The following is a 25,929-nucleotide window of genomic DNA, read 5'->3' on the forward strand; positions in this document are numbered from 1 at the left end:
CAGAGCCCCGGTATCAGGGCTCTATAAGGCAGATAAAGAATAGTAACACTTAAATTATTTATATTTAATCTACCTTTTTAATTTTACCCATCCCACGGTGATCCAATTTTGTAGTTTTGGCATTTCCTTTATAATAAACGCTACCAATACCAGAAGAAGTTATACTGATTTCTTGCTGTGCATTTACTTCTACTTTTCCGATACCAGAGTTATTTATCTCTAATTTCTGAGCAACTAAATCAAAAGCTCTTAAAGCACCTGTACCATTATTATCCAGGGTTACTTCTGCAACCTTTCCTTTCAAAGTAAAATTACCTACCATTGAAACATCGCCATCTAACTTTTTACAATCTAATTCTAAAGACGTATTTCCTACTCCAGATGCTTCAATATCAAGTACGTTTAGGGATAGTTTAGAAGAAGTTTTGACATTCCCTACTCCTTTTACCTCTAGCTTTGTTATATCTTTTAGAGTCACATAAACGTTCATTTTGGTTTTTTTCTTTACGTTTACTCCTTTTTTCCAGTTTAAAACCAATGCATTTCCTTTGTTCTTGACAACTACAACTTCTTGCAGGTTCTCATCAGTTTCTACTTTTACAGATTCATTTTCTCCTTGAGAGAGGTATACATTATAAACTCCGTTTACGATGATTTCATTAAAAGTCGATATTGTTCTTTCTTGAGTAACAACATTACCATTACCTCTTAACTTATTTTGAGCCATCATCGGATTAATGGCTAATAAGGATACCATCATACAGATTAACACTGCAAAATTATTGTTTTGTGTTTTCATTTTAGATCTATTTTAAATGTTTTTGGATGATTCTATTTATAATCAAAAGACAAAACTATTCTCATAATGTTACAGTTAGCAGAGTACAAAATTCAAAAAACCGAAAAGCAACAAAAAATAACTATATGATTGAACATAATTAAGATTATAAAAATCAGCTCTAATTATTAGGCATTTATGACCTACATTTTGGCACTAATCACAAACTATCTATCACTAATGATTCTTAAGAATATTATTTTAATGATAAAGATATATGGTTGTACTTGTTCATATATAGAAAAACAAAAAATGCGCAGCTTTTGGCTGCGCATTTTAATTTATATATAAACTCGTATATACTTATTTTACTTCCTCAAAATCAACATCCTCTACATCACTTCCTTCAGAATCGTCATTAGAGGATTGGTCTGCTCCTGCATCAGGGCCAGGTTGTCCATCTTGTTGTGCATCTGCCTGAGCTTTGTACATTTCTTCACTAGCTACTTTCCATGCTTCATTGATTTTATCAAGAGCCGGTTGGATTAAAGCTAAATCTTTAGACTCATACGCTTTCTTCAATTCTTCTAAAGCTTCTTCAACTGGCTTTTTCTTATCATCAGATAATTTATCACCAAATTCTTTAAGTTGCTTTTCTGTCTGGAAGATCATTCCATCTGCTTCATTAAGCTTGTCTGCAGTTTCTTTTGCTGTTTTATCAGCTTCAGCATTTGCTTCTGCTTCTTGCTTCATTTTCTCAATTTCTTCATCTGTTAATCCTGAAGAAGCTTCGATACGAATATCCTGAGATTTGTTTGTAGCTTTATCTGTAGCAGAAACTTTGATAATACCATTAGCATCGATATCAAAAGTAACTTCGATCTGAGGTGTTCCTCTTTGTGCTGGTGGAATTCCATCTAAGTGAAAACGACCAATTGTCTTATTATCTGCTGCCATTGGGCGCTCTCCTTGTAACACATGGATCTCTACCGATGGCTGATTATCTGCAGCTGTAGAAAACACTTGTGATTTCTTAGTGGGGATCGTAGTGTTAGCATCAATAAGCTTAGTCATTACATTACCCATTGTTTCGATACCAAGAGAAAGTGGAGTTACGTCTAATAAAAGTACATCTTTAACATCTCCAGTCAATACTCCTCCTTGAATTGCTGCTCCAACGGCAACAACCTCATCTGGATTTACACCCTTACTTGGTGCTTTTCCAAAGAATTTTTCTACTGCTTCCTGCACTGCAGGGATACGAGTAGATCCACCAACTAATATAATCTCATCAATATCACTTGTAGATAATCCTGCTGCCTTAAGTGCAGTACGACAAGGCTCTACAGTTCTTTTTACTAAGTCATCGATCAATTGATCAAATTTAGACTTAGTTAATGATCTTACCAAGTGCTTAGGCCCACTTGCTGTAGCCGTAACATATGGTAAATTAATTTCTGTTTGCGAAGAAGATGACAATTCAATTTTAGCCTTTTCTGCAGCTTCTTTAAGACGTTGCAATGCCATAGGATCTTGTCTAAGGTCCATATTTTCATCAGCCTTAAACTCTTCTGCTAACCAATCGATTATTTTTTGATCTACATCATCTCCTCCTAAATGTGTATCTCCATCTGTAGATAACACTTCAAAAACACCATCTCCCAATTCGAGGATAGATACATCATGTGTACCTCCACCAAAATCAAATACAACGATTTTCTGATCTGTACCTTTTTTATCAAGTCCATATGCCAGAGCTGCTGCTGTAGGCTCATTAATAATTCGCTCTACTTTAAGGCCTGCAATCTCACCAGCTTCTTTAGTAGCTTGACGTTGTGCATCATTAAAGTAGGCAGGTACAGTAATTACTGCACTAGTTACATCCTGACCAAGATAATCCTCTGCTGTTTTCTTCATTTTCTGAAGTGTCATTGCAGATAATTCTTGTGGTGTATATAAACGACCATCGATATCTACTCGAGGTGTATCATTATCTCCTTTTACAACTTTATAAGCTGCTCTTTCAGCTTCTTTTGAAGATTCTGAGAATTTATTTCCCATAAACCTCTTAATAGAAGAGATAGTCTTAGTTGGATTTGTAACCGCTTGACGTTTTGCAGGGTCTCCTACTTTAATTTCTCCTCCTTCTACAAAAGCTATTACAGAAGGGGTAGTTCTTTTACCTTCGGCATTAGGGATTACTACAGGCTCATTACCTTCCATTACAGAAACACAAGAGTTGGTTGTCCCTAAGTCTATTCCTATTATTTTACTCATTTTTATCTTAAATTGTTATACTATTATTCTTAATAACTTATTGCTGTTAGGTCAATGATTATGCCATTACGATCTATCTGACAGGATGTCATTATTGTTTTAGTCTTCTTAATGAATTGATCACAAAGGCAAAAGAAAACAATATTAACTATTCTTTAAAAAATGAGTTTCTTTGTTGCCAAAAAACTATATTTACCCCCGAAATTTTATCAATAATTTTGTATTATGGAATGCATCAGTGTTTTTGATATGCTGAAAATAGGCGTAGGCCCTTCAAGCTCACATACATTAGGTCCCTGGCGTGCTGGAAGACGATGGATCGCAGAACTAAAAGAAAAAGAACTCTTTGAATCTGTTTCAACTATTACAATTGATCTTTTTGGGTCATTATCATTAACAGGAAAAGGTCATGCAACAGATATTGCTGTAATTCTTGGTTTATGTGGTTATGATCCACAAACTATCGATGTTTCTACAATTGCTACTATTATTGAAAACATAAACACTTCTAAGCAACTCCCTTTTAATAGTGAGTTTCAAGTATCTTTTGATCCGGAAACACAAATTATTTTTAATAGAGAGTTCAAAGAATTTCATCCTAATGGTATGACTTTTCATGCCAAACTGAAAGATGGAAAAAAAGTTTCATCTTCTTTCTATTCTATTGGTGGAGGTTTTGTAGTAAAAGAAGAACGAAAAAGAAAAGAAAAAAAGCTTACTGCTTTCAAACAATTCCCTATGCCTATTCATAAGGCAACTGATCTCTTAGAATATTGCACATCAAAAAACAAAAAAGTATCGGAAATTGTTCTCGACAATGAACGTTCATTACAAAGCGATACTGAAATCGATGAAAGAATTGCACAAGTTTGGAAGGTAATGCTAGAATCTATGTATACTGGTTGTCATACAGAAGGTACATTACCTGGTGGATTAAATGTAAGGCGAAGAGCATATGATACTCATAAAAAATTGATGGGTACTACTGTTTATACTACTCCAACAGAATGGATTGAAGCTATTCGAAATACTGAAGTAAAATTTCGTCAAATATTAAAATGGGTATCTTGTTTTGCTTTGGCAGTCAATGAAGTAAATGCATCTCTGGGTCGTGTTGTCACCGCTCCTACTAATGGGAGTGCAGGTGTTATACCCGCTGTAATGATGTACTATATGGTTATTGAAAATCATGATGCAAATTTTGATGATGTAAAACAATTTATGCTGGTTGCCGGAGAAATTGGCAGTCTATTCAAAAAAGGAGCTACTATTTCTGCAGCTATGGGAGGATGCCAGGCAGAAATTGGAGTTTCGTCCGCAATGGCGGCTGGCGCTTTAACCGAGCTTATGGGAGGTACTCCAGAACAAGTATTAATGGCAAGTGAAATTGCAATGGAGCATCATCTTGGATTAACATGTGACCCTATCGCTGGATTGGTGCAGATCCCTTGTATTGAACGAAATGCAATGGGAGCCATAAAAGCTATTAATGCTTGCGAAATGGCTTTGGATACAGATGCTGCCAATGCTAAAGTACCTTTGGATAAAGTAATTGAAACTATGTGGGAAACTGCTCAGGATATGAATACAAAGTATAAAGAAACCAGTGAAGGTGGTTTGGCAGTAAAAGTAAATCTTAGTGATTGTTAATCTATAAATCACCAGTAATAAAACACAAAGGTCAAAACTTATATTGTTACTGGTATTTAATTAATATATTTTTACTTACACCCCTCTCTAAATCTGGTATCTGCAATAGCAATAATTTTCCAGGTTTTACCGTCATTAAACAGTTGAAATACATTTACGCCACAGTGACTAAAATTATCATTGACATAAAACTCATAAGGAGTCCAGGCATTTGCAATTGCAGAATCTGCATCAATTTTAAATGCTAGTAAACGTTCATCCCATTTTTGTTCTGCTGGCCTATTTTGTATAGCTGTTAAAATTTTTTCTATATCAGTTTTTACTGTTTTTATCTCCCCTTCTTTGGTTCTCACTATAGTTTGTACTGCTATATTTTTATCTATAGTAGTTTTCATCTTAGCAGTATCACCAGCGTGAAACCCTTCAAAAAAGTCCAAAACAGTTTGTTTCACTTCTTTTTTATAGCGGTTTTGATCATCTTTAGATATATTTTTCTGAGAAAAAATACTACATGAGAAGAATAAAATAACCCATATCGATACTTTATACATAATGTTCATTATTTTTGGATAGGTATAAAAATAAGGTTTTAATCACTTCTGTGCCACATAATTTTCACTTCAATATATTAAAGAAAAATCAAAAACAGATTACACTTGTTACCATATAGGTAATTGATTACTTTTACAATCCTAAAAAAAACAATTCAAAATGTCTACAGCAAAAAAAGATTATAAGCGCGTTACAGTTAAATCTCTTATTGAGATGAAGGCTAACAAAGAAAAGATATCTATGCTAACCGCTTATGATTATACTATGGCCAAAATTGTTGATGGTGCCGGAGTCGATGTTATTCTTGTAGGAGATTCTGCTTCTAATGTAATGGCAGGCCATGAAACTACACTACCTATTACATTAGATCAAATGATTTATCATGCGTCTTCTGTAATTCGAGCAATTGATCGCGCGTTGATTGTTGTAGATTTACCTTTTGGAAGTTACCAGAGTGATCCTAAAGAAGCTTTACGTTCTGCAATACGGATTATGAAAGAATCAGGAGGACATGCCGTAAAACTTGAAGGAGGAAAAGAAGTTAAGGAATCTATTAAAAGAATTCTTAATGCTGGTATCCCGGTTATGGGACACCTTGGTCTTACCCCGCAATCTATATATAAATTCGGAACCTATACTGTACGGGCAAAAGAAGAAGAAGAAGCACAAAAATTAAAACAAGATGCTCTTATGCTTGAGAAAGCAGGATGTTTTGCCATTGTTCTTGAAAAAGTACCTGCCAAATTGGCTAAAGAAGTAGCCGAAAGCCTTACTATTCCTATCATTGGTATTGGAGCAGGAAATGGTGTAGATGGACAAGTGTTGGTGACTCATGATATGTTAGGAATGACACATGAATTTAACCCTCGGTTTTTAAGACGTTATTTAGACTTATATACAGAAATGACTAATGCTTTTAAGCAGTATGTTACCGATGTGAAGGCTGTTGATTTCCCTAATGAAGATGAGCAATATTAATTAGTTAGTAGTCGAATATACTTAATTACCTTATTTACAAAAGTTGGTCAAAAAAATCATTTCAAATAAAAACAATCTTCAGGTGCTGCATGAAGACAACCATATTATTGTTGTCAATAAGCGTTCGGGAGATATTGTACAAGGTGATAAGACTGGCGATAAACCTCTTAGCGAAGTTGTTAAAGAATATATTGCAGAAAAACATAATAAACCAGGAGCAGTATACCTAGGTGTTGTACACCGTTTAGATAGGCCTACTAGTGGAATCGTAGTGTTTGCAAGAACAAGTAAAGCTCTTCCTAGACTTAACGCATTATTTGCAAACAAAGAAGCTCAAAAAACATATTGGGCCGTAGTAAAGGGTTGTCCGCCTAAAAAACATGACAACTTAACACATTGGCTAAAGCGTAATCCAAAACAGAATAAATCCTATGCATATACAAACGAAGTACCTGATAGTAAAAAAGCAGTTTTAGAATACCAGTTAATCAAAAAGCTAGATAATTACTGTTTATTAGAAATTGACCTTCATACGGGGCGTCATCATCAAATACGATCACAGCTCTCTAGTATTGGTTGTATAATTAAAGGAGATTTAAAATATGGAGCAAATCGTAGCAATAAAGATGGAAGCATTCATTTACATGCCCGGAAATTAACCTTTGTTCATCCTGTTAAAAAAGAACCTATATCTGTCACTGCTCCCCCGCCTTCTGATCCTATTTGGAATGATTGCTTGATTTAAGCTTCCGATTATTACCTTTTTGACTACTTGTAAGTTCGTATACTTTCAATCACTACTGATGTTAAAATCAGGACACCTCCTATAATCGTTGAAAACACAGGGATTTCTCCTAAAAAAATAATCCCTATAATTATCCCATATACCGGTTGCACACTACTAATAATACTAGCCGTTGTAATCGAAAATCGCTTAAAGCTTGCAAGGAATAATGTATGCCCGATAGCAGTAGTTAATAAAGCCAGAGTTAGTGTAGGTAACCATTGATCTTTTATACCAGAACTATCCATAATAAATAAGAAAGGTAGAAGAAAAACACTAATAACGACTAATTGATACCACATCAATACCGAACCGTTATAGTTACCAACTTTGGTTTTCATAATAAGGTTTCGCAGTGAATAACATAAAGCAGATATTATTCCTAAAATTACTGCTTTTGTATATGAATTACTAAAATCTAGATCAGGAACCAGGAAATAAATACCTAGTAATACTAACAATGCTAAAAGCAAATGTCCTTTCTGAAATTTTGTTTTTAACAATATTGGTTCTAACAAAGCTGTAATCACTGGATAAGTAAATATAGAGAGCATTCCTATAGCAACATTAGATAACTTTAAAGCATAGAAATAGGTCACCCAATGTAGTCCCATTAATATGCCACTTAAAATAATTGTCGGTCGATCTTTACTTCCTGTTTTAAAAGAAATCCCTTTCCACCTGCAAAAAATAAATAACAATATCCCTGCTAGAATAGATCTAAAGCAAATAATCACAGGTACGGGCATATCGATATACCTTCCTAATGCTCCCGAGGTGCTAATTAGCAACATAGCAAAATTTAACTCGAGTATGTTTTTTAAGTGTTGGTTGCTTTTTGACAAGATTTATCGAATTAATGAGAAATTAGAATTAAATACTTTAGGTACACCATTTTCAACATAACGTACTTTAAACCAATAATCACTTGCTGGTAATTGTTTTCCGCTGTATGTTCCATCCCAATTACCATTTACACCAAGATCTTTTAAGAGTTTACCAAATCTATTAAAAATTAAAACTTGAGATATTATCACATTTGTACTTCCTGTGATCCCCCAAGAGTCATGAAATCCATCTCCATTAGGTGTAAAATATCTTGGATAGTCTACTACAATTTCTACTTTAGATTCTAGTTCATCACACATACGTAAATCTCTAACAAATACGCTATGTTCTCCTCTTGAAACCCCTGTAAAAATATTAGATGCTTGCCAATCTCTATTATCTATTCTAAATTCATATGTTCCATTTCCGACCACTGTAACTTCGATAGTAGCATTATCAGAAAATGCTCCTGATAACAGTTCTGCCGTAACACTTTCTGGAGGGTAAGAAGTTACTACTGATGTACTTTTTGATATTTCGCACCCTGTAACTATACTTGTAGCTAGTACGCTATACTGCCCAGGAGTGTCTGGTAAAAAAGAAGCATCTATTTCTCCTGGTATTTCATTTCCTGCCACTGGTGCAGTTCCTGTATACCATTGAAACGTATAATCTGAAGGATTTAATCCTGTTTCAATACGATCTTCGGGCACTAGATTAAGTACTCCTCCATCACTTTGTAAACATAATGTATATTCATCTTCAAATGTAATGGGCTCAAAGGGATTAACGATCAAGGTGATATGCTCTCCTAATCCCAGACAAGAATTTGCTCCTTTGTTTTCTACTCTTACATATAGATTAATCCTAAAAGGAGATGAATTATTTCTATAGTTGGAGATATCGGTTATCTCATTTTGCTCGGATAATGCATCTGCCTGATTTTCATAATAGCTAATGGTTAAATTTTGACCACCAGGGTATAACTGGGTTATTTGAGGAGTAGCGTCACTAAAATTAAATGTTGCAATCCCGTCTGTAGGATCAACATCATCTGCCTCACAAGCAGTATATGTAAGATTAAAACTAGCAGGAATCTGGGTTGTTGAAACTTCGAGATCAACTCGTGATGTTCTAAAACAATCCGCTATAGATTCTACTCTTGCATACACTACACTGGTCTGTATGGTTGGATTAGGGTATGCTGTAAAATTTGTGATTTGATCTGCTTGATTTCCTGCTATAGCGAGCTGTTCTGTTAAATAATATGAAAAAGTCTCATTTGCGGCATTGGTCGATATCAAAGAATTCGCTTCAGATAAATTAAATAATGAAAAACCATCAATATCATCATCACATTGCAGGAGTCGTACCGAATTCAAAATATTTGGAGGAGGGACAAATTCGACATTAATAGAATCAGACGATGAACATCCGCTAGCGATATTTACTTCTACACTATACACTCCATTTTGAGTAACTTCTAATTGAGCTCCTCCTGCTATAAGCATTGTTCCGTCCCCTGCTGCCAAAGGGGCTCCATTTTTCTTCCAGGCATAGGTAGGGTTATTTCCTACTGTAGCATTTAAGGTAATTGGTACTCCAAGACATCCTGGATTACCAGATGCCAATGTTCTGTCTTCTCCAAGATCTCCACCAATATTAAAACTTCCTGCAGCTAGAAACACCGCAGAATCAAACTGCCCATCTCGATTTTCTGCAATAACAAGTTTAATTGTATATCTTTCTCCAACAACCACACTTCCGGCGGCTGTTAACACTTTTGTATATCCATTAAAATCTATAGGAGCAGCGGCTCCTGGTCGAATTGTTCTATTATAGAAATTCGGGTTTCTTGGAGGGCATTCTGAAACCTGATTAATCACATCAGCAAAATCTCCATCATTATTTAAATCCACTCCTTCATTAACGGTAGTTACTTTAATAGGAGTATTTGTTCCTGGTACCACCGCTAAGTTTCTCGAATTCCCAGATGAATCTGTAAGGATAAAAGCAAAGACATCAGAAAATGTACAAGGAAAGGCTTCGGTATATTCTTCTGAAGCAAATAAGAAATCGAAGCTAATAAAATCTATAGTTGGCACAAAATCAAATTGAATAAAACTAGCATTATGTAAATTGACTGTGCTAGTTACTGATCCTAAGTCACTATCACCACCCCACCCCGAAGCATCACCTTCGGACAATGCTATTGGGCCATTTGGGCCAACTGCACTCCTAGCATTTCCGGTACTTAAAATTACTCCTCTATCAATCTCAAAACCAGAATTATTGGATTCAAAATAGCCTATACCATTAAATCCAAAATTGTTTCCTGTGAAAGAAGATATATTTTCTACCGTTGCGCAGGGGCTATCTATCAAAACATCTTCTACTAACTGCTCTATAGTAAAAGAGCTATCATCCACTGTTATCTGAGCATTAGTAGATAATGTGGTAAAAAAACAAATATAAAAAACTCCTTTTGCAGTTAAGTTTTTCGGTATCCATAAATTCATTACGACTTACTATTAAATGGAATATAATCCACATGCAATATTCCCTACCATCACAGAGAAAGTTGTGCATTGGATACTACAAACTAAAATACTCGTATTTTAATCAAAAAAAATATTCCAAATTTATTTTTCAAAGGACGAAAGATATAAAATACTAATTAACTTTCAGCTCTTTATAAAATTTAAGTTATCTTATTAGCCCTTTCGCTTTCTCCTTTATTATATCTGCCACAGGCCTCCCTTCAATATTACTTTCGAGCCACGAAAGAATATCCAAATACAAAAAAGCTCTTTTCTCATAGGGATGATCTTCATACTGTTTTAACCTTTTATGAAGTTTTTTAAACTCATCTTTAATTTGGTGAGGGTAAATATCTCCAAGGTTTTTAAGAAATTTGATCATTTCTTTTTGTACTTCATGCAGGTCATCCATTTTAATTAAGAATCTATATGTTTCTTTTAGTTGGCTTTCTAAATGATAATCCATGCCTGCTTCATAATGAGCTACCAAACTTAGTACTCTGGAGAAGCACATCAAATCTTCTCTCATCTTCAAAGATTTATTATTAATGATTTTGGTTAGGTATTCAATACATTTTCGATGATTCGCCATTCCAAAATATAAACAACCAATCTTATAATAAAGTACCATTATATGATGGTCATCTAAACGGTTTTTAAACTCAGAAATTCCACTAAGAATCTCTTCTACCAAATATTCTCCTTCATCAAAACTACCCTCCAAAAAATGAACATTCAATTTATTATTATAAATAAACTGAAAAGACAAAACTTCTATATTATCATCTTTAGGAAAAGTCGAATTAGTAATGCTATTTTCAAATTGCTGCAAGGTGGTTTTTAATTGCGTTTTATCTTTAATTAGATACAAAGATTCCAACAAATAATGATTTCCTCTAAGGAAAAAAACAGGGTTTTGAATAATCATCTTTGGATGTTCATAAAACAAATCCAGCCATTTCTTCGAATATTTATAACACGATAAAAAATCCTGAACAATAAAACTATACCACAGATGAGCTTTATACAACCAAAGTTTTTCTCTAAAACCCAACATATTCCATTCATACTTTGGCAGTTTCCCGTTAAAGTAATTTGTGATTTCCTGATGCTCTTTATCGTTTCTTACGTAACCACTTTTGAGCATTAAGCCATATAACTGAAGAGATAAATTAGATAGTCTACTGGTTAATACATTTTTCATACTCAGTATCTTGGCTTCCACAGTTAGTTCATCTGCCCTACTATTGATACTTCTGGTTATGTATTGTGTTTCTATAACTTTTTCAAATTCTACTATCTCATACGCAATATTGTGCTCCTCATTTTCTTTTGCCAGTATCTTTGCCTTCTCTAATATTTTTAAGCTTTGTTTGTATAGTCCTTTATGATATAAAATAGATGCAAAATCAAATTGTTCCCGTATTTGTGATCGTATATTTTGATGTAATGGACTTAGTCTTAAGCTAATTAATATTTGTTTATATAAATGAGCTTTAAGGTTAGAAAATTGTTGTTTTGTTACAATACCTCTAGAAACAATAAGATCTTCATCCAGCGTATCGTGTTTATCTAAATGATTAAAAAGAGCAAGGAATTTAGAATCAGTATTTATTCCTAAACGCCCTACATATACCTTAAACTGTCTCTTTTCTGATTTAGAAAGTGATTTCACTAAAACAAACAATGGATCTTTTTGGTCATTAGTCATTGTATGAAAATATAATATAGTTAACTGATTTAAAAGTAGTTATGTTCATATTAAAAGATTTTAGCATTGTAAAACCTGTAATCAAATACTTCTCTTTTGAATTCCCAAAATATAAATTCGTAAGAGATTAAAGAAACATCTTTTAAGAATATTTTAAAATAATAGTGTTTTTATAGATAACACTAAAAGTTAAATTCACTGTATTTCTATGAGTAATAATAAAGTCCAAATATTCGATACCACATTAAGAGACGGAGAACAGGTCCCTGGGTGTAAGTTAAATACACAACAGAAATTAGTTATTGCAGAGCGACTCGACCTTTTAGGTGTAGACATTATAGAAGCAGGATTCCCTGTTTCAAGTCCGGGAGATTTTACTTCGGTAAGTGAAATAGCAAAAATCGTTAAAAACGCAACTGTATGTGGATTAACCAGAGCTGTAGAAAAGGATATTAAAGTTGCTGCTGAAGCTTTAAGTTATGCTAAAAGACCTAGAATTCATACAGGCATAGGTACTTCTGAGTCTCATATTAAATATAAATTTAATTCTACTCAGGATAAGGTAATAGAAAAAGGAGTTGCTGCTGTTAAATATGCAAAATCCTTTGTAGAAGATGTTGAGTTTTTTGCAGAAGATGCTGGGAGAACTGATAATGAATTTTTAGCTCGTGTATGTGAAGCTATGATTAAAGCCGGAGCTACTGTACTCAACATTCCTGATACTACTGGGTATTGTTTACCAGAAGAATATGGAGCTAAAATTAAATATCTTAAAGAGAATGTAAAAGGCATAGATAATGTTATTATTTCTTGCCATTGTCATAACGATTTAGGCCTTGCTACCGCAAATTCTATTTCAGGAGCAATCAATGGTGCTCGACAAATTGAATGTACTATTAATGGTATTGGTGAACGTGCAGGTAATACATCTCTAGAAGAAGTAGTCATGATTATGAAACAACATCCATACTTAAATCTAAATACGGATATTGATTCTAAATTATTATATGGAACAAGCCAAATGGTATCGGATCATATGGGTATGATGGTACAACCAAATAAAGCAATTGTTGGTGCCAATGCCTTTGCTCATAGTTCGGGAATACACCAGGATGGAGTAATTAAGAACCGGGAAACTTATGAAATTATTGACCCCGAAGAAGTTGGAGTTACAGAATCTGCGATTGTACTTACTGCCAGAAGTGGAAGAGCTGCACTGGCTTACAGAGCAAAAAAAGTTGGTTATGAATTATCAAAACTTCAATTAGATGATGTTTATTCAGAATTTTTGAAATTTGCAGATCGTAAGAAAGAAGTTATCGATGAAGATATTCATCAAATTATGAAAAATACTAATGTAGCTACTGTAGTAGCATAAAATAATACTAAAAACCTACAAAAGCTTTAGTGTTTTTGTAGGTATTTTATATACATATGAAGAAAACTTTATTTGACAAAGTATGGGATGCACATGTAGTCAAAGAGATACAAGACGGCCCACAAATATTATATATTGATAAACATCTAATCCATGAAGTTACTAGCCCACAAGCATTTGGAGAATTAGAGCAACGTGGGATTCCTGTTTTCAGACCTGATCAGATTGTAGCTACTGCAGATCATAACACTCCTACAGAAGATCAACATCTTCCTGTTAAAGATGAATTATCCAGAAATCAACTCGAGCAGCTTACCAAAAACTGTAATAAAAATGAAATTACACTATATGGCCTTGGTCACAAGTACAATGGTATTGTTCATGTAATGGCACCAGAGTTAGGTATTACACAACCAGGTATGACTATGGTTTGTGGTGATAGCCATACTTCTACACACGGTGCATTTGGAACCATTGCTTTTGGTATAGGTACCAGTCAGGTGGCGCAAGTATTTGCTAGTCAGTGTTTACTGCTTCAAAAACCCAAAAGCCTTAGGGTGAATGTAAATGGGCAGTTAAAACCAGGAGTATTACCTAAAGATGTAATTTTATATGTGATCGCAAAACTTGGTACCAATGCCGGTACTGGATATTTTTGTGAATATGCTGGTAATGTATTTGAAGATATGTCAATGGAAGGCAGAATGACCGTCTGCAATATGAGTATCGAAATGGGTGCTCGTGGAGGAATGATTGCTCCAGATGAAACTACTTTTGAATATATAAAAGGAAAAGAATTTGCTCCTGCAGGAGTCGAATTTGACAAAAAAGTAGCCTACTGGAAAACATTACCTACAGATAAAGATGCTGTATTTGACAAAGAGTATCATTTTGATGCAACAGATATAGAACCTATGATTACTTATGGTACCAATCCCGGAATGGGAATCAAAATCTCAGAAAATATACCTGTACAAGATAATGCTTCATTCGAAAAGTCATTAGCGTATATGAATTTTGAGAAAGGACAATCTTTAGTAGATCAAGAAGTTAATTATGTTTTTATAGGAAGCTGTACCAATAGTAGAATCGAAGATTTTAGAATTGCAGCAAACTATATTAAAGGTAAGAAAAAGGCCAACAATGTAACTGCCTGGTTTGTTCCCGGATCACAACTTGTAGCACAGCAAATCGTTGAAGAAGGGTTAAAAGATGTTTTCGAAAACGCTGGATTTCAATTACGACAACCTGGGTGTTCTGCATGTCTGGCAATGAACGACGATAAAATTCCGGAAGGAGAATATTGCGTATCTACTTCTAATAGAAATTTTGAAGGACGACAAGGACAAGGTGCAAGAACAATTTTAGCAAGCCCTCTGGTTGCTGCAGCTACAGCTATAGAAGGAAAAATTATTGATATTACTAAACAATTAAATTGATTATGGATAAGTTTACCAAACTAACATCCTCTGCTATACCATTATCTATAGAAAATGTAGATACAGATCAAATCATACCAGCGCGGTTTTTAAAAGCTACTAGCCGTGATGGATTTGGAGAAAATTTATTTAGAGATTGGCGCTTTCATAAAGATGGAAAGATAAATCAGGATTTTGTACTGAATGATACTACTTATAAAGGTAAAATATTAGTTGCAGGAGATAACTTTGGGTGTGGCTCTAGTAGAGAACATGCCGCATGGGCAATCAACGACTTTGGTTTTAAAGTAGTTATATCTAGTTTTTTTGCAGATATTTTTAAAGGAAACGCTCTTAATAATGGGGTATTACCCGTTCAAGTAACTCCCGAATATTTACAGGATTTATTTAATGAAATCGAAAAAGATGCCAATACACAAATTGAAGTAGATCTTGAGGCTCAGAAAATTACTATTCTCGCTACTGGTTCCTCTTCAACTTTTGAGATTAACCCATACAAAAAAACCTGCCTTATTAATGGATATGATGATATTGATTTTTTAATCAGTAACAAGGCAGAAATAAAAGAATTTGAAAACGAAAAAATATAAACACATATAAGTTGTCAGGCAGAGCTGGTCGAAGCCTTATAAACTATAATCAAGAACAAAAACACTTCGACAAGTGTTCAGTGTGACAAAAAGAAAAAACTTATGAAATTAGATATCGCAGTATTATCAGGAGACGGTATTGGCCCAGAAGTAACCGCACAGGCTATAAAAGCATTAGAAGCAGTTGCACATAACTTTGATCATTCCTTTATTTTTAAAGAAGGATTAGTAGGTGCTATTGCAATTGATAAAACCGGAAACCCATTACCAGATGAAACATTAGAACTCTGTGTACAAACAGATGCTGTTTTATTTGGTGCTATTGGCGCTCCAAAATATGATAACGATCCTAGTGCTCCAGTTCGCCCAGAACAAGGACTATTAAAATTACGAAAAGAACTTGGGCTTTATGCTAATATTCGTCCTGTAAGGGCCTACTCTACTTTAATTGATAAATCTCCTCTTAAACGTGAGATTATTGAAGGAACAGATATTTCTATCTATCGTGAGTTAACTGGTGGGATCTATTTTGGTAAAAAAGAATTAAGTGATGATGGTAATGTTGCTTCTGATCTTTGTGAATATTCTAGAGAAGAAATTGAACGTATTTCTCATTTGGCATTTAAAGCTGCCCAAAAGCGAAGAAAAAAACTTACTCTGGTAGATAAAGCCAATGTATTAGAATCATCTCGCCTATGGAGAAAAGTAGTTACCGAGATCGCCAAAGATTATAGCGATGTAGCTTTAGATTTTTTATTTGTTGATAATGCTGCAATGCAAATGATACTAAACCCTAGTCAATTTGATGTAATTCTTACTGAAAACATGTTTGGTGATATTATTTCTGATGAAGCTAGTGTTATTGGTGGATCTATTGGGCTCTTAGCATCTGCTTCTATTGGGAATACCTGTTGCATGTTTGAACCTATTCATGGGTCTTATCCACAGGCTACAGGAAAAGGAATAGCTAACCCAATTGCTGCAATTCTATCTGCCGCTATGTTATTAGAACATTTTAATTTATTGGGAGAAGCCAATGCGATTAGAGATGCTGTAGAAAAAGCATTAGAATTAAATCTTACTACTTCTGATTTAAACCCTAACAATCCGCTTACCACAGAAAAAGTAGGAGATTTTATTTCAGATTACATATTGAATCCTGAAGATTCTAATATCAATTTTGAGAATATACACGTAGGACAATCTACGATTATATAAATTTTAAATAATGATTCTGTTTTAAAAGCAATCAAAGAGGTGTCTTTGGTTGCTTTTTTCGATTTTATAATCCTTACAATAAGCATACGATGAAACTTATTATATTCAATTAATAAACCTTCTTCTATACAGATAAAATCATAGTTCGAATTGAAGTTTTATCAATACTTTCCAAAAAAGCTTTTCTACACATCATTATTTCAACAAATATGATTCAAATTGTTTGATTTCCAAACATTGTCAACTACTTCTTCTTATTAATAAATTCATATATAAAACACTAAAAAAACACCGAAAATACAGCTCCACATGTTAAAACAATACGAAATTATCAATTACTAACACTATATTACCCCATATTTTATTCCCTATAATTTTGATGGTATTATTGTTAATATTAATACAAACTAACTCTAATATTTTCAATTTTATAACTTAAAATTACAATGAAACACAAACTCCAATCAGTATTTACCCTCATACTATTTTGTATGTTGGTAAGCTTTAGCCATGCGCAAAACAGATGTGGCACTAAATTATCTCCCGAAGAAGAAGTTAATTTTAAAAAAACGATCAATAAAATAAAAAGGTATAAAAAAACGGGTATACAAAGTAAGTCGGCAGCGGCTCCTTATGTAATCCCTGTAGTGTTTCATATTTTACATAACGGAGGGGGATCTGTTAGTAAAGCAGATATGAAATGTAGGGTTGATGATGTTTTTAAAACAATCAATGGGGATTTTAATGGAACATTTCCTGGGTTTAATCAAATCGATCCCAGGTTTGAATCTATTAAAGACAAAATGAATATTGAATTTATCCCTGCCTCTGTAGATCCCGAAGGAAATATCATGGATACTCCAGGTATGGATTGGCAAGCTAATGCCAATATCGAATATGGTTACGACCCTAATATCTATAAGTATATGTGGTGGGGTAAAAAAAACAAGTACTATTTAGATGTAGTAGTTGTAGATGCTCCTAATGAAAAAGGGGGCACTAATGGATCGGGACATGCATTTCTCCCCATACAGGATGTAGTACCTCACGTAACTTATAATTGGAGATACGTTGGCAGTACTTGTGGATCACAATCTGCTCCTGGCTTTGAAAAGGTAATGACTCACGAATTTGGTCATTATTTTGGATTGAGACATACATTTTATGAAAGTTGTGATGTCACTAATGATGGAATTGATGATACTCCCCCAACTACGCAAGCAGAAGGCTGTGAAAGAAACAAACTAAACAATTGTGGTGTATACGCAAACCTTGAGAACCATATGGACTACAATACCAGTTGCCAGAATATGTTCACAAAAGGACAAGTAACAGCAATGGATTATTGGTTAGAAGATAGTAATGAAGCCCTATACTCAAGGCGTTTACTTTGGCAAGATAGCAATCTAAGTTCTGTAGGAATATTAAAAAGGGCACCAATAGCAGATTTCACTAGTGATTATACAGCAGTTTGTAATGGCAAATCTATCACTTTTGAAGATCTTTCATTAGGTTTACCTACTACCTGGAAATGGCAATTTGAAGGAGGAACACCGTCTGAGTCTACAGGAAAAAACCCTGTAATACGGTATGATAACTCTGGAATATACAAGGTTCGCCTTGTTGCAAGTAATGATTCTGGAGAAAACACAGAAGAAAAAACCAGTTACGTTTATATAAATCAAAAAGCGTCATCGGGAGTATCAGAAAGTTTTCAAGGAGAATTCCCTCCAACCAAGTGGGATGTCATTAATCCCGACAAAGGGTTTTCCTGGGAAAAGAGAAATGATGCCGGAAACGGAGATAGTTCTTGTATCATAATGAACAACTCTGACAATGCTATTGTAGGAGAAGAAGATTTCCTTAGATTACCGTATTATAATTTTTCTTCAGCAAAAAACAGTCAAATGTATTTTGACCTTGCCTATACAAAGTTTGATGATGCCAGTCCCGATAAGTTAAAGGTACAGGTATCTAAAGATTGCGGAAATTCTTGGACAGATGTTTACTCTAAAACACATACAGAATTAGAAACCAAAAGTGTAACCACAGGCCTTTCTAACGATTGGATCCCTAAACAAGAATCTGATTGGAGAAAAGAAATTATTGATCTTAGCGCATATGAAGGTGAATCTGAAGTAGCAATCAGATTTATGAATGTATCAGGATACGGAACCAGAATATGGGTAGATAATATTAATGTTCTAATTAATAATGATAACGTCCCCGTTTCTGATTTTTATTCTAGCAAAAGAATTTCTAATTGTAACACTACAGAGATTTCTTTTAAAGATGTCTCTACCGGAAAACCTACTTCCTGGAATTGGACATTTGAAGGAGCTACACCCTCTTCTTCAACAAGTCAAAACCCTAAAGTAACCTATAATAACCCGGGATCATATGCCGTAACACTTACAACAAGTAATACCAATGGAACAGGTAATACAGTAACAAAAAGTGGATATATCACTGTAACGAGTCCAACAAAAAACTCTTTTTCACAAGGGTTTGAAGAGAGTTTTCCTCCATCGGGATGGGAAATCATAGATAATGACGGAGAATTAGCCTGGGAAAAAAGTAATGCTGCAGGTCGTAACTCTTCTTCTTGTATGATCATAAACAATACAGATAACAAAGAGATAGGGGAAATAGATGAAATCATACTAAATCCTTTGGATATGTCGTCGGGTGAAGTAAGTTTTTCTTTTGATCTGGCATATACCAAATTTGATAATGACAGTAAAGATCAACTTAAAATTTTGGTTTCTATCAATTGCGGAAGTTCGTGGACAGAAGTATATTCAAAAACACATACAGAACTTGAAACAGTAGCAACAACAGATGATCCCGATACCTGGATCAATGAAATCAACCTTTGGGTACCCACACAAGATTCTCACTGGAGAACAGAACAAGTATCCTTAGATCAATTTAAAGGAAACCCTAATGTATTGATCAAATTACAAAATATCTCAGGTTATGGAACCAGAATTTGGATCGATAATATAAAACTCGCATTTGATGCTGTAGCGTTGTCTATACCTACAGGGTTATTAACTTCTAATGTAGCAGAAACGTCATTAACATTATCCTGGGATCCAGCTCCAAGTAATGAAGGAGTAGTTGGCTATGATATATATCAGGATAATGCAATAGCTACATCTGTAACAGGAACAACTGCTAATATTACCGGGTTGACTGCAAATACAGCATATCAATATAAGATAAAAGCTAAAGATGCTTCGGGTAACACTTCTGAGTTTAGTAGCACTGTAAATGTTACCACCTCTAGCGAACCAAATCCAACTTGTACAGATGGGATTCAAAATGGAGATGAAACCGGAGTAGATTGCGGAGGTTCTTGTGAGCCCTGTAATACTTCTACCTATTGTTCATCTAATGGTACTACCACTTCTGATGAATATATCAGTCGTGTACAATTAGGCAATATTGATAAAACTTCAACAGCTGGGAATGGTGGATATAGTGATTTCACATCAGAATCCACAATATTATCCAAAGGAGTGGCTCAAACCATTACGATTACTCCAACATGGTCATCAACTGTATACTCAGAAGGATACAGTGTATGGATTGATTATAATCAAGATGGAGATTTTGAAGATTCTGGTGAGCAAGTATTTAGTAAAACCCCTTCAAAAGATACTTCAATAAAAGGAGAGTTTACTGTGCCAGATGAAACAAAAAATGGAAGTACCAGAATGAGAGTATCAATGGCGTACAATAAAATCCCTGCTCCTTGTGGCGCTATAGATTATGGAGAGGTAGAAGACTATACTGTTTCTATAGAAGGAACGATATCTAATCCTACCTGTACTGACGGGGTTCAAAATGGAGATGAAACCGGGATAGATTGCGGCGGAAGTTCTTGCTCTCCTTGTAACAATACCGATGGAATCGTTTATGTCGATATCGAAGACCTTACAGTTACTTCTTCTAATACCTGGGAGTTTTTCCGTATCGAAGTTGGAGATGATAAAGATTATGGTGCCTGGTACTCTAGTAATTCGGTACGATTGGTTACTTATAACAAAGATATTGTGTGTGAAGGAAATGAAGGTAATATAACACTTATTGGAGAAGGAGAAGGAATTGATAGCTCTGATAATTTTGTCACGAAATCTGGCAATTATACCGTGAGTTCAGCTTCATATACAAATTGGAACGGGAAATCAGGATTTATAGGGTTTACGATTAAAATCAATGGAAATACACATTATGGATGGTTTCACATATCTGTGGCCAGCGATGGTTTATCTTATACGATACTGGATTATGCTTATAATAAAAAAGCAAATGAGATCATTTATACCCGATCTTCAAATGCAATAAATAGTATAGCAAATAAAGGAATTTCTGAAAACAAAACATTTACGTCTCCTAATCCTTTTACCGATACATTTGTGGTCAATACTTCAAAACTTGATAAGACTGATATCACAATCAAAGTATTTGACATACACGGAAAACTTCTGATACAAGAAGAATATACAAAAAACCCAACTGCTATAATTTTAGGAAGTGAGCTTAAAATTTCCGGGATTTATTTTGTTCAAATACAAACAAGTACAAAAATGGAAACATTAAGAATTCTTAAGTACTAAAACTTTAAATTTCCTTTTATCAAAAGGCTTGATTATGATATCATAATCAAGCCTTTTGATATTTCCTACAAAATGTGTAATTGCGAATAAAAATAATTAAGAACCATATAATTTTTCATATCATAATAGATATTCTTTTTAGTCTTCATAAAATCTTATCTAATAAAACCCCAGCAGATATAGTTGCTTTTTGTATTTTAGAAAATAATAGAAATAAAACAAAGCCTACTTAACACATATATCAAATGAACAGTAAACGTCTCATACTTTTTTTCTTTTTAATAGCATGCTCTATTCAAGCACAAGAAATTACCTGTTCTGCAAAGGATAAAGAAATCTTTACCACAAGGATTACTACCCTAAAAAAAGAATATACTCCAAAAACTGCTTTTGGAGAAACTCTGGTGTTTGTCGGAAAAACTTTTTTAGGAACTCCTTATGCCGCCAAAACTCTGGAGATAGGATCAAAAGAGTCGCTAGTGATCAATTTTCAAGGGTTAGATTGTACTACTTTTGTAGAAAATGTATTGGTTTTAAGTCTAATGCTTAAAAATGGAAAAGATGATTTTGACACCTATACCACTTACCTTGAAAAGATACGTTACAAAAATGGAAAATTAGATGGTTACGCTTCACGACTACACTATTTCTCTGAGTGGATTACCAATAACGAACAAAAGGGTATTTTAAAAAATATTACAGGAGATATTGGCGGAATAGAAATAGAGAAAGATATTAATTTTATGAGTACACATCGAGAACTTTATCCCTTTCTTAAAGACGATAAAAACTTTAAAGGCATACAACAATCTGAAACTAATATTAGCCAATCATCGGTATGTTTTTTACCAAAAGGTCAGATTAAAGAACATGAAGAATCAATGATGTCTGGTGATATTATAGCATTAACAACTTCAATTAAAGGATTAGATATTACACATACAGGAATTGCCATACGTAAAAAAGATGGGAGAATTCATTTATTACATGCCTCTTCAAAAGGCCAGGTAGAGATTTCTACGCTGCCATTGGTTGATTATCTTAAAAAGATAAAAAACAATACCGGAATCATTGTTAATCGCGTGTTGTAGTTTTTTTATTAAACCACAGTAAAAAATACTTTCATATACTATTGTCAACTATATTTTAACTTAACACTATCTCTTTAATCTTGTATAACTTAACCCTAATTACTAATTTAGTAAAGCTAAAAAAAGAAGATGTTATTTCCCAGAACAAACATAGAGCAACAACTTGGTAAATTACGGGATAAAGAATGTAATGCCTCTACCTGGAAAGAACAAGTACTTAAAGTCTTCCTGAAAGAAGAGAAACACGAGAATCAAATTCTTAAAAACTTAGAAACCTCTTCTCACATAGTTCAGAATATTTTTGATCTTGATCATGTAGAAACACAAAGAATCTATCATCTGGATCAAATCAAAAAAATCTGTATTACCTATCGGTTACGTTTTTTGGATTCTAAATATTTTAAAGGAAAGTTACCGCTATCTGCAGTTTCTGCTATTAAAAATCTTGAGAAAAAGCATCAAACGGAACTCAAAGGATTTAAAATCATTGCACCTTCTAAATTATTTAAATTAGAAAATGCTGATGACCCCCTACTCTTTGCCCCTATGGGTAATGACTATTTTTATTTAGTTCATAAGTGGGGAAATGATTTGCACCCATTGCGTAAATTGATGATGTGGTTTTTTAAAAGTTTTGAAAATTTACTTATACTCACCTTTTTAGTAAGTCTTTTACTCACTTTTATGGTTCCAGAAGGTATGTTCACAAAACATAATACTACATCAACATTTATCATGATTTTATTCTTTATGTTTAAATCAGTAGCAGCGGTGGTATTATTTTATGGGTTTGCACTTGGAAAAAACTTTAATACTGCTATATGGGATAGTAAATATTTTAATGCTTAAATCACCAACACTATGTTTCCTCAAAACGCATAGTAATACAAAATTGCTATAAATGATTCTAAGTTCATTAGAAACCCTCTAGGTTTGTGAAAAAATATAATGGATATATGTGTACTGGTACACATATATCATTGTTGTGATGCAATAGTCCAGTTCGAGGAGACAATTTTTTCGGAGGGGTACGCAGGGATTGCGGAGTTTTCTTCTGATAAGCAACGGCGGACAAATGCTTTGCGAAAAGGAATTGCCAAGTATTTAGCGATGGTATCGTGGAGAGTTATACTATCCAAACGCTAGCACGTTTATAAATACTTGATCAAGGTCGCGAAAATTTTTTACAAAGTCAAATTTGAGGCGAAATTGTGGAGTGGCTTATCAGAATGGAAAACGGATTTTAAAGTTCCCTTCACCAACAGATCATACAGAGCTCTGTATATTCCATGGGTTTGGGTAGCCCCGAAAAAGTTGAGTTAAAAATGTTGCCGAATCTGAACTACTGTGCCTTTATTTTTTTAATTTGTAGGGAAATTAAATTAAAAAGTATAAAGCACACAACACTGTGTATATTCCATTTGGCAAATAGTTTGTCTTCGCTATCGCTGCGCAAACGATTATCGCCAAACAAAACATACACTTAACGTTGTAAAACATTTGAAGAGAAACTTTACTCAACGAAAAGAATAGTTCACTCATTGTTATTTTTCTTAAATATAAAAAGTAATTAATATTGAGTAATTAAAAATAAAAGAATGAGATTATTCAATATCATATTATTTCTAATGTTAACTAGTTCTTCGGTTAACGGACAAAATAATCCAATCAAATCAACAGAATTAGATAGTCTATATGTTCGTGCACTTAATAGCAGAATTGACTTGTTACTATCAAGCGGATGGAAATACATAGAACTAAACGAATATGGCAATCGAATAAAAAGTCTGAATGTTTCTGACCGATACAAATTTCTAACTAATGATGAATTGATTGATTTATCGATTAAAAAAAAGAAAACAATTAGTGTAATTAAAGTTTTACATAAAATTGTGGCGAAAGACACTATTGATATAAATTTTGGATTGGTAAATGTGACAGCCAAACGAAAAATACATTTCAATAATGGATTGAAATTTAAAAAAGCGGAATTTACAATTGGTTGCGGTGGAACAAACGGATATCAACCGGACATTCGTTTTGTATTTAATGAAAGAAAGAAAAGTTGGGATATATCAAGCAATCGATATGTAGTAACATCAAAATCTGAAATTAATAATAAGTCTATAAATTTATATGCGTTCATTGGAAAAAAAATATCAGTCACGGAATTTAACCCAAATGAAAATAACGAACGAAAGATAGTTGACTCAATAACAGGAGATACTTTGATTCGGAAAAGTTATATTATGGATAACGGATTTAAAGCTAAATACAAAATAGTAAGAAACGTATTTAATGACATAAAAACTGACACAATTGAATTTCTAGCTTATGACCATTATGGAAGACCAGGATTTGAAAATTATGACAATGTGATTTTATACATTTCCTTTAACAAAGAAAAAGAACATTACTATCATCAAAAATATCAATTTGACCCAGTTGAAAAAACAAGAAACGGAACTTGGAAAGGATTGAAAGGTGAAAGTATTGAACAGCTTTTTATAGACAAAAAGAAAGGAGTTTTTACTGCTCGTGGATTATTTGACGAATAAAAACGTTTTACAACACGGTGTATAAAACATAGCTAATAAGTTCTAAACCGAAAGGTTTGTGTATATTTAGAAAGTCCGCCAAATTTTTAATTTGGCTTTTAAAAAAGATAAAATTAAAAACAAAATATAAAAATTCGGCTCTGTGTTAATCCAAAAAGTTAGTGTCTTTTTACACGCTACGTTCCATACACAAAACCGTTAACTACAATTAAATACAACTTAAAAATCTTAATGGCAATATATAATACTGTTTCAGACTCTTCTAATACTGCTGTAAGAGCATTATTAACTAAAATCGGAGAATATTATTGGGGTAAATCATTTAATACTGGCTCAGGAAAATCGAAAAGAATATGGGAATCTATTAGAGATGAAATTTTTAATGGAGAATGTGCTTATTGCAAAGATAAAAATTCCAAACTTCAAATTGAACACTTAATAATGTTCAATAGAACTCAATTTGGTTTACATCACCCTGGGAATGTTGTCCCTGTCTGTAACGATTGTAACAAAAGAAGGAAAAACAAAAAAAAAGAATATTTAGATTGGGAGGATCACTTGTTAGAAATATGTCTTGAAAATGACACTATGAATACTTTTGAATCTAAAAGAGATAAAATTTTAAATCATATGAACGAAGGTGAATTCAAATACCCCAATTTGAATGAAACTGAAAGAAATGCAATACGAGTAATTGCAAATTCGCTTTACGAAAATATTAAATCGGAAGGAGATAAATCTCTAAGGATGTATATGGAATTGGATAAAGTATTTGTTAAAAACAAACAGTAGCTAACACTATAAATGTGATCATAGCTGAATAGCAATTAATCTATTGGTTCTTGTATATTTATGATGGCATAGCAATTTTAAAGCTAAATAAGGTATGAAATCTGCGCAGAAGTCCAGGGTTAGGTAACAATTTACCCTGC

At 33.6% G+C, this 25,929-nt stretch carries 18 protein-coding genes; 12 read left to right on the top strand and 6 right to left on the bottom strand.

Features of this window, described 5'->3' with window-relative positions; all coding sequences use genetic code 11:
* Window positions 1–64 precede the first annotated feature (64 nt).
* Window positions 65–799, bottom strand: a complete 735-nt coding sequence (locus AAFU52_RS24420; RefSeq protein WP_438424048.1) for a head GIN domain-containing protein — start codon at window positions 797–799, stop codon at window positions 65–67.
* Between the two features lie 342 nt (window positions 800–1,141).
* The gene (gene dnaK, locus AAFU52_RS24425; protein WP_438424049.1) at window positions 1,142–3,055 is read right to left on the bottom strand and encodes a molecular chaperone DnaK; all 1,914 of its coding nucleotides are present in this window, start codon (window positions 3,053–3,055) and stop codon (window positions 1,142–1,144) included.
* 225 nt (window positions 3,056–3,280) lie between these two features.
* Here dnaK and AAFU52_RS24430 point away from each other — a divergent pair, with 225 nt between their 5' ends.
* Window positions 3,281–4,705, top strand: coding sequence for an L-serine ammonia-lyase (locus tag AAFU52_RS24430; protein ID WP_438424050.1), 1,425 nt, complete (start codon window positions 3,281–3,283; stop codon window positions 4,703–4,705).
* A gap of 71 nt (window positions 4,706–4,776) precedes the next feature.
* Here AAFU52_RS24430 and AAFU52_RS24435 read toward each other — a convergent pair whose 3' ends face one another.
* A complete protein-coding gene (locus AAFU52_RS24435) occupies window positions 4,777–5,256 on the bottom strand; it encodes a nuclear transport factor 2 family protein (protein ID WP_024772677.1) in 480 nt (159 codons plus the stop codon).
* A gap of 160 nt (window positions 5,257–5,416) precedes the next feature.
* Here AAFU52_RS24435 and panB point away from each other — a divergent pair, with 160 nt between their 5' ends.
* Both panB and AAFU52_RS24445 read left to right on the top strand, forming a co-directional pair.
* Window positions 5,417–6,235: a 3-methyl-2-oxobutanoate hydroxymethyltransferase gene (gene panB / locus AAFU52_RS24440; protein ID WP_438424052.1), complete on the top strand. Its 819-nt coding sequence runs from the start codon at window positions 5,417–5,419 to the stop codon at window positions 6,233–6,235.
* A 43-nt stretch (window positions 6,236–6,278) separates the two neighbouring features.
* Window positions 6,279–6,980 (top strand): RluA family pseudouridine synthase, encoded by a 702-nt coding sequence (locus AAFU52_RS24445; RefSeq protein ID WP_438424053.1) that lies wholly within the window; start codon window positions 6,279–6,281, stop codon window positions 6,978–6,980.
* Between the two features lie 23 nt (window positions 6,981–7,003).
* Here AAFU52_RS24445 and AAFU52_RS24450 read toward each other — a convergent pair whose 3' ends face one another.
* From AAFU52_RS24450 to AAFU52_RS24460, 3 genes are all read right to left on the bottom strand, one after another.
* Complete coding sequence (locus tag AAFU52_RS24450) at window positions 7,004–7,813, bottom strand: DMT family transporter (protein ID WP_438424056.1); 810 nt, start codon at window positions 7,811–7,813, stop codon at window positions 7,004–7,006.
* 54 nt (window positions 7,814–7,867) lie between these two features.
* Window positions 7,868–10,366, bottom strand: a complete 2,499-nt coding sequence (locus AAFU52_RS24455) for a choice-of-anchor L domain-containing protein (RefSeq protein ID WP_438424058.1) — start codon at window positions 10,364–10,366, stop codon at window positions 7,868–7,870.
* 187 nt (window positions 10,367–10,553) lie between these two features.
* The gene (locus tag AAFU52_RS24460; protein WP_438424060.1) at window positions 10,554–12,098 is read right to left on the bottom strand and encodes a hypothetical protein; all 1,545 of its coding nucleotides are present in this window, start codon (window positions 12,096–12,098) and stop codon (window positions 10,554–10,556) included.
* Window positions 12,099–12,306: 208 nt separating this feature from the next.
* Here AAFU52_RS24460 and AAFU52_RS24465 point away from each other — a divergent pair, with 208 nt between their 5' ends.
* The 9 genes from AAFU52_RS24465 (at window position 12,307) to AAFU52_RS24505 (ending at window position 25,789) form a co-directional block, all read left to right on the top strand.
* Window positions 12,307–13,476, top strand: coding sequence for a 2-isopropylmalate synthase (locus AAFU52_RS24465; RefSeq protein ID WP_438424062.1), 1,170 nt, complete (start codon window positions 12,307–12,309; stop codon window positions 13,474–13,476).
* Between the two features lie 56 nt (window positions 13,477–13,532).
* A complete protein-coding gene (leuC, locus tag AAFU52_RS24470) occupies window positions 13,533–14,915 on the top strand; it encodes a 3-isopropylmalate dehydratase large subunit (RefSeq protein ID WP_438424064.1) in 1,383 nt (460 codons plus the stop codon).
* A 2-nt stretch (window positions 14,916–14,917) separates the two neighbouring features.
* The gene (gene leuD, locus AAFU52_RS24475) at window positions 14,918–15,505 is read left to right on the top strand and encodes a 3-isopropylmalate dehydratase small subunit (RefSeq protein WP_438424065.1); all 588 of its coding nucleotides are present in this window, start codon (window positions 14,918–14,920) and stop codon (window positions 15,503–15,505) included.
* 102 nt (window positions 15,506–15,607) lie between these two features.
* A complete protein-coding gene (gene leuB / locus AAFU52_RS24480; RefSeq protein WP_438424067.1) occupies window positions 15,608–16,723 on the top strand; it encodes a 3-isopropylmalate dehydrogenase in 1,116 nt (371 codons plus the stop codon).
* Window positions 16,724–17,214: 491 nt separating this feature from the next.
* On the top strand, window positions 17,215–21,348 hold the full coding sequence (locus AAFU52_RS24485; protein WP_438424070.1) for a M43 family zinc metalloprotease: 4,134 nt from the start codon (window positions 17,215–17,217) through the stop codon (window positions 21,346–21,348).
* Window positions 21,349–21,593: 245 nt separating this feature from the next.
* The gene (locus tag AAFU52_RS24490; protein ID WP_438424074.1) at window positions 21,594–22,439 is read left to right on the top strand and encodes an N-acetylmuramoyl-L-alanine amidase-like domain-containing protein; all 846 of its coding nucleotides are present in this window, start codon (window positions 21,594–21,596) and stop codon (window positions 22,437–22,439) included.
* A 129-nt stretch (window positions 22,440–22,568) separates the two neighbouring features.
* Complete coding sequence (locus AAFU52_RS24495; RefSeq protein WP_438424076.1) at window positions 22,569–23,288, top strand: hypothetical protein; 720 nt, start codon at window positions 22,569–22,571, stop codon at window positions 23,286–23,288.
* 749 nt (window positions 23,289–24,037) lie between these two features.
* Window positions 24,038–24,997: a hypothetical protein gene (locus AAFU52_RS24500; RefSeq protein ID WP_438424078.1), complete on the top strand. Its 960-nt coding sequence runs from the start codon at window positions 24,038–24,040 to the stop codon at window positions 24,995–24,997.
* 231 nt (window positions 24,998–25,228) lie between these two features.
* Window positions 25,229–25,789 carry an HNH endonuclease gene (locus AAFU52_RS24505; protein ID WP_438424080.1) on the top strand — a complete coding sequence of 187 codons (561 nt, stop codon included), beginning with the start codon at window positions 25,229–25,231 and terminating at the stop codon, window positions 25,787–25,789.
* Window positions 25,790–25,929: the final 140 nt, after the last annotated feature.

It is taken from the genome of Aquimarina macrocephali, assembly GCF_051627225.1.
GTDB lineage: Bacteria > Bacteroidota > Bacteroidia > Flavobacteriales > Flavobacteriaceae > Aquimarina > Aquimarina macrocephali.